The organism is Rhodoblastus sp. (assembly GCF_041915505.1).
Taxonomy (GTDB): domain Bacteria; phylum Pseudomonadota; class Alphaproteobacteria; order Rhizobiales; family Beijerinckiaceae; genus Rhodoblastus.
The window spans coordinates 1-4,225 of record NZ_JAYSBG010000305.1 but is presented as its reverse complement, the minus strand read 5'-3'; the positions used below and the strand labels follow the sequence as shown (position 1 = coordinate 4,225).

The window sequence follows — 4,225 nt, the reverse complement described above, 5'->3', positions numbered from 1 at the left end:
TCGGCGTGCAGCGCGGGTTCCCGAAACTCGGCGACGAGGCTTTCCCCGGCCATCTCAATTTCAACAACCGCATCGAAAAGATCATCGCCGATGGCGGCAAGGTCTATGCCTGCCGCTTCGCCCTTCAAGCGCTCTATGGCCATGGCGAAGGCGCGCTGATTCCCGGAATCATCCCGATCAATCCGCTCGACGTGATGGATATCGTTCTCCTGCATCGCCGGGACAACGCCTTCATCCTCGACACCTGGACGCTCTGAGGAGATCGCGCCGATGCCGTCCGCCTCGACCATTCGCGTCGCCGCCGTGCAAATCGCGCCCGATCTCGACACGCCGACAGGCACGGTCGATCGGGTTCTCAACGCCATGGCCGAGGCGGCAGCCAAGGGCGCCCGCCTGGTCGTCTTCCCCGAAACCTTTGTGCCCTGGTATCCCTATTTCTCCTTCGTCCATCCGCCCGTGCTGACGGGCGGGGAGCACGCCCGCCTTTATCGGGACGCCGTCGTTGTTCCCGGACCGGTAACCGAAGCCATAGCGGCCGCCGCGCGACGTCTTGGCCTTGTCACGGTTCTCGGCGTCAACGAACGCGATCACGGCTCGCTCTACAACACGCAACTCGTGTTCGACGCCAGCGGCGACCTTCTGCTCAAGCGGCGCAAGCTTACGCCGACCTATCATGAACGGATGATCTGGGGGCAGGGCGACGGCGCCGGCCTGCGCGTGGTGGAAACGGCGGTCGGCCGCGTCGGCGCGCTGGCCTGCTGGGAGCATTACAACCCGCTCGCCCGTTACGCCCTGATGGCGCAGCACGAAGAAATTCATGTCGCGCAATTTCCGGGCTCGCTGGTCGGCCCGATCTTCGCCGATCAGATCGAGGTCACGATCCGCCATCATGCGCTGGAATCCGGCTGTTTCGTCGTCAACGCCACCGGTTGGCTCACCGAGGCGCAGATCGCGAAGATCGCGCCCGACGAGACCTTGCGCAAGGCGCTGACCGGCGGCTGCATGACGGCGATCATCACGCCGGAGGGCAAGCATCTCGTTCCGCCGCTGACCGAGGGCGAAGGGATTCTGGTCGCCGATCTCGACATGAGCCTGATCGTCAAGCGCAAGCGGATGATGGATTCGGTCGGCCATTACGCCCGCCCGGAATTGCTCAGCCTCAATCTCGATAACCGCCCGACGGCGCCGCTTCACGCCGTCGCCCCTTTTGCCGCCTGTGCAGGGAACCTCGCCGATGACTCCGTTGAAACTGAAAGCCGCCGCGACCGAGACGGCGGAAGCGAAGCGTCTGACCAGCCGGGCGCTGATCAACGAGCTGCAGTCCTTCGGGCTGCGGCTCGCTGACCCTGCGGTCTCCGCGAATGGACGGCGCGGCGGCGCGGGGCCGTCCGACCATCGCGCCCTCACCATTGACGGCATGACGGTGATGGCGCCGATCTATACCGCCGCGGCGTTCGAGAGCCCCTATCTGCTCGAACAGCCCGACGCCGCCGGCAAGGCGCGCATCCGTCGCGACGGCGCTCTGGTCGGCGAAGTGGATTTCCCGCGCGCGCCACGCTTCCATGCGCTCAAGACGGCGGACGGGATTCCCTATGCGCAGATCGCCACGCTGCACGGGCGGGACGTTCTCGCAACCACCGTGCTGCAAAGCTGCATCCGCTATCAAAGCCGCGCCAAGACCTGCCAGTTCTGCGCCATCGGCCAGTCGCTCGCCGCCGGCCGGACCATCGAACGCAAGACGCCGGGGCAGCTCGCCGAAGTCGCCAAGGCGGCGGTCGAACTTGACGGCGTGACGCAAATGGTGATGACGACCGGCACGCCGCCCGGCAAGGATCGCGGCGCCGCTGTTCTGGTCGAAAGCGTGCGCGCGGTGAGGGCGGCGGTCGACCTGCCGATTCAGGTCCAATGCGAGCCGCCCGACGATTTCGCGTGGTTCTCGCGGCTGAAGGAGGCCGGCGCCGATGCGCTCGGCATGCATCTCGAAGCGGTGACCGAGCCGGTGCGCCGGCGCGTTATGCCGGGCAAGGCGCAAGTGTCGGTCGAGACCTATTTCGACGCTTTCGCCGCTGCCGTTCCGCTGTTCGGACGCGGCCAGGTCTCGACCTATATTCTCGCCGGCCTCGGCGACAGCGTCGCTGAGATTCTCGCCATTAGCGAAAGGCTGGTCGCGCTGGGCGTCTATCCTTTCGTCGTTCCCTTCGTGCCGATTTCCGGTACGCCGCTCGAAAGCCATCCGACGCCTTCGCCGGCCTTCATGGACGCCATCCTCGCGCCGCTGGCGCGGATGATCGTCGCCGGCGGAATCGCTTCGCGCAAGACGAAAGCGGGCTGCGCCAAATGCGGGGCCTGTTCGGCGCTGTCGACCTATGAACGCGATCTGACGACGGGAGGCCGGGCATGATGTTCGAGCCGATCCCGTGTTTCGCGCCCAGCGGATTCCAGGTCAAATATGCGGTCGACGCCTGGGAAAAACGCGGCGCCGCCGCCTTGCGCCGCAAGGTGTTCTGCGCAGAGCAGGGCCTGTTCGAGGGCGACGATCGCGACGCCATCGACGAGGCGGCGATCCCCATCGTCGCGACCTCGCTGCTGGCGGTGACGCCGGATGAAGTGGTCGGCACGGTGCGCATTCACGAGATCGCGCCCGGAACTTGGCAGGGCTCGCGGCTCGCCGTCGCGCAGGACTATCGCCGCGTCGGCACGCTCGGCGCCGCGCTGATCAAACTCGCCGTGTCCTCGGCGCATGGCAAGGGCTGCCGGCGCTTCGTCGCTCAGGTGCAGGGGCAGAACGCCTTGCTGTTTCGCCGGCTGCATTGGCGGACCCTGGAGGTCGTCGAACTTCATGGCCGGCCGCATCATGTCATGGAGGCCGATCTCGCCTTCTATCCGCCCTTCGCGACGCCCGAAGAAGGTTTCCTCGCGTTGAGAAAGGCCGCCTGATGAGCGCGCTCGCCGAAATCGCTGGCGCGCTGCGCGCCAGCCGCGGCCTCGCCGCCAAGGCCGATATCGCGCGCGTTTCAGCGCGTCTCGGCCTCGGCCTCGACCGCGTCGCGGCGGCGGCGGTTGGCGATGATTGCGCCGCCTTGCCGGATGGCGACGGCTTTCTGCTGTTCGCTATCGAAGGCTTCATGAACGAATTTGTCGCGGCCGATCCCTGGTTCGCCGGCTGGTGCGGCGTGATGGTCAATCTGTCCGACATTGCGGCGATGGGTGGCCGTCCGCTTGCCGTCGTCGACGCGCTCTGGGCGCAGGACGACGAACGCGCCGCGCCGATTCTCGACGGCATGCGGGCCGCGGCCGAACGTTATGATGTGCCCATCGTCGGCGGCCACAGCAATCTGAATTGCGATCGCGCCCAGCTTTCCATGGCGACGCTCGGCCGCGCCAAGAAACTGCTGACCAGTTTCGACGCCAAGCCCGGCGACGACCTCATCCTGGCCGTCGATCTGCGCGGCGCCTATCGTCCGCCTTTCAACAATTGGCAGGCGGCGCTCGACGCGCCCGCCGACCGCCTGCGCGACGATCTCGCTTTGCTGCCCACGATTGCCGAGGCGGGCCTTTCGCGCGCCGCCAAGGATGTTTCGCAGGCCGGCGTGATCGGCACGGCGGCCATGCTGGCCGAATGTTCGGGCGTCGGCGTGAGCATCGAGATCGGTGCGATTCCCAAGCCGGAAAAGATCGGCTGGATCCAATGGCTGCAAAGCTTTCCGAGCTTCGGCTTCCTCATCGCGGCCGCGCGCGAGGATGTGGCGGAGATCGTCAATCTGTTCCAGGCGCGCGCCATCGCCGCCGCGCCAATCGGTCGCTTCAACGGCTCGCGCCGCGTCACCATCGCGGACGCACTTGCAGAGGAAGTGATCTGGGATTTCGCGCGCGGGCCGCTGCTCGGTTGCGCGACGCGGGAGGGCGCCTTGCCATGACTCGCTCGCTGCGTCTCGCGCTGCTGACCCATTCGACCAATCCGCGCGGCGGCGTGGTCCACGCGCTCGCGCTGGGCGAGGCTCTGGCCGCCCTCGGTCATGATGCGGCCGTTCATGCGCCCGACGCGCGCGGCGCCGGATTCTTCCGCCCGGCGCGATGCCGCGCCATTTCCGTTTCGGCTTCGCCCTTCGTCGGCGGCGCCGCCGAAATGGTCGCCGCCCGCATAGGGGATTATGCGCGCCACTTCGCCGCCACGGCGCCTGACTTCGACATTTTCCACGCTGGCGACGGCATTTCCGGCAATGCC

General features: G+C 67.0%; 6 protein-coding genes. All 6 read left to right on the top strand.

Annotated elements, in window-relative coordinates:
- Positions 1 to 257 (top strand): MSMEG_0572/Sll0783 family nitrogen starvation response protein (locus tag ACE3S9_RS15770; RefSeq protein ID WP_374547433.1); only part of this gene is annotated, 257 nt, incomplete at its 5' end.
- Positions 258 to 270: 13 nt separating this feature from the next.
- A complete protein-coding gene (locus tag ACE3S9_RS15765) occupies positions 271 to 1,344 on the top strand; it encodes a Nit6803 family nitrilase (protein ID WP_374547432.1) in 1,074 nt (357 codons plus the stop codon).
- The gene (locus ACE3S9_RS15760) at positions 1,235 to 2,401 is read left to right on the top strand and encodes an MSMEG_0568 family radical SAM protein (protein WP_374547431.1); all 1,167 of its coding nucleotides are present in this window, start codon (positions 1,235 to 1,237) and stop codon (positions 2,399 to 2,401) included. Before ACE3S9_RS15765 ends, ACE3S9_RS15760 begins: the two co-directional genes overlap by 110 nt.
- Entirely contained in the window at positions 2,398 to 2,937 is a 540-nt protein-coding gene (locus ACE3S9_RS15755) for an MSMEG_0567/Sll0786 family nitrogen starvation N-acetyltransferase (RefSeq protein WP_374547430.1), read from the top strand. The genes ACE3S9_RS15760 and ACE3S9_RS15755 overlap by 4 nt, the downstream gene beginning before the upstream one ends.
- Positions 2,937 to 3,917: a sll0787 family AIR synthase-like protein gene (locus ACE3S9_RS15750; protein ID WP_374547429.1), complete on the top strand. Its 981-nt coding sequence runs from the start codon at positions 2,937 to 2,939 to the stop codon at positions 3,915 to 3,917. The genes ACE3S9_RS15755 and ACE3S9_RS15750 overlap by 1 nt, the downstream gene beginning before the upstream one ends.
- A partial coding sequence (locus ACE3S9_RS15745) for a glycosyltransferase (protein ID WP_374547428.1) occupies positions 3,914 to 4,225 on the top strand: 312 nt, incomplete at its 3' end. The genes ACE3S9_RS15750 and ACE3S9_RS15745, both read left to right, overlap by 4 nt.

Bases quoted from the DNA above. Each gene is read 5' to 3' on its own strand.
- ACE3S9_RS15765 (WP_374547432.1), top strand. From the start codon at position 271: ATGCCGTCCGCCTCGACCATTCGCGTCGCCGCCGTGCAAATCGCGCCC.
- ACE3S9_RS15760 (WP_374547431.1), top strand. From the start codon at position 1,235: ATGACTCCGTTGAAACTGAAAGCCGCCGCGACCGAGACGGCGGAAGCG.
- ACE3S9_RS15755 (WP_374547430.1), top strand. From the start codon at position 2,398: ATGATGTTCGAGCCGATCCCGTGTTTCGCGCCCAGCGGATTCCAGGTC.
- ACE3S9_RS15750 (WP_374547429.1), top strand. From the start codon at position 2,937: ATGAGCGCGCTCGCCGAAATCGCTGGCGCGCTGCGCGCCAGCCGCGGC.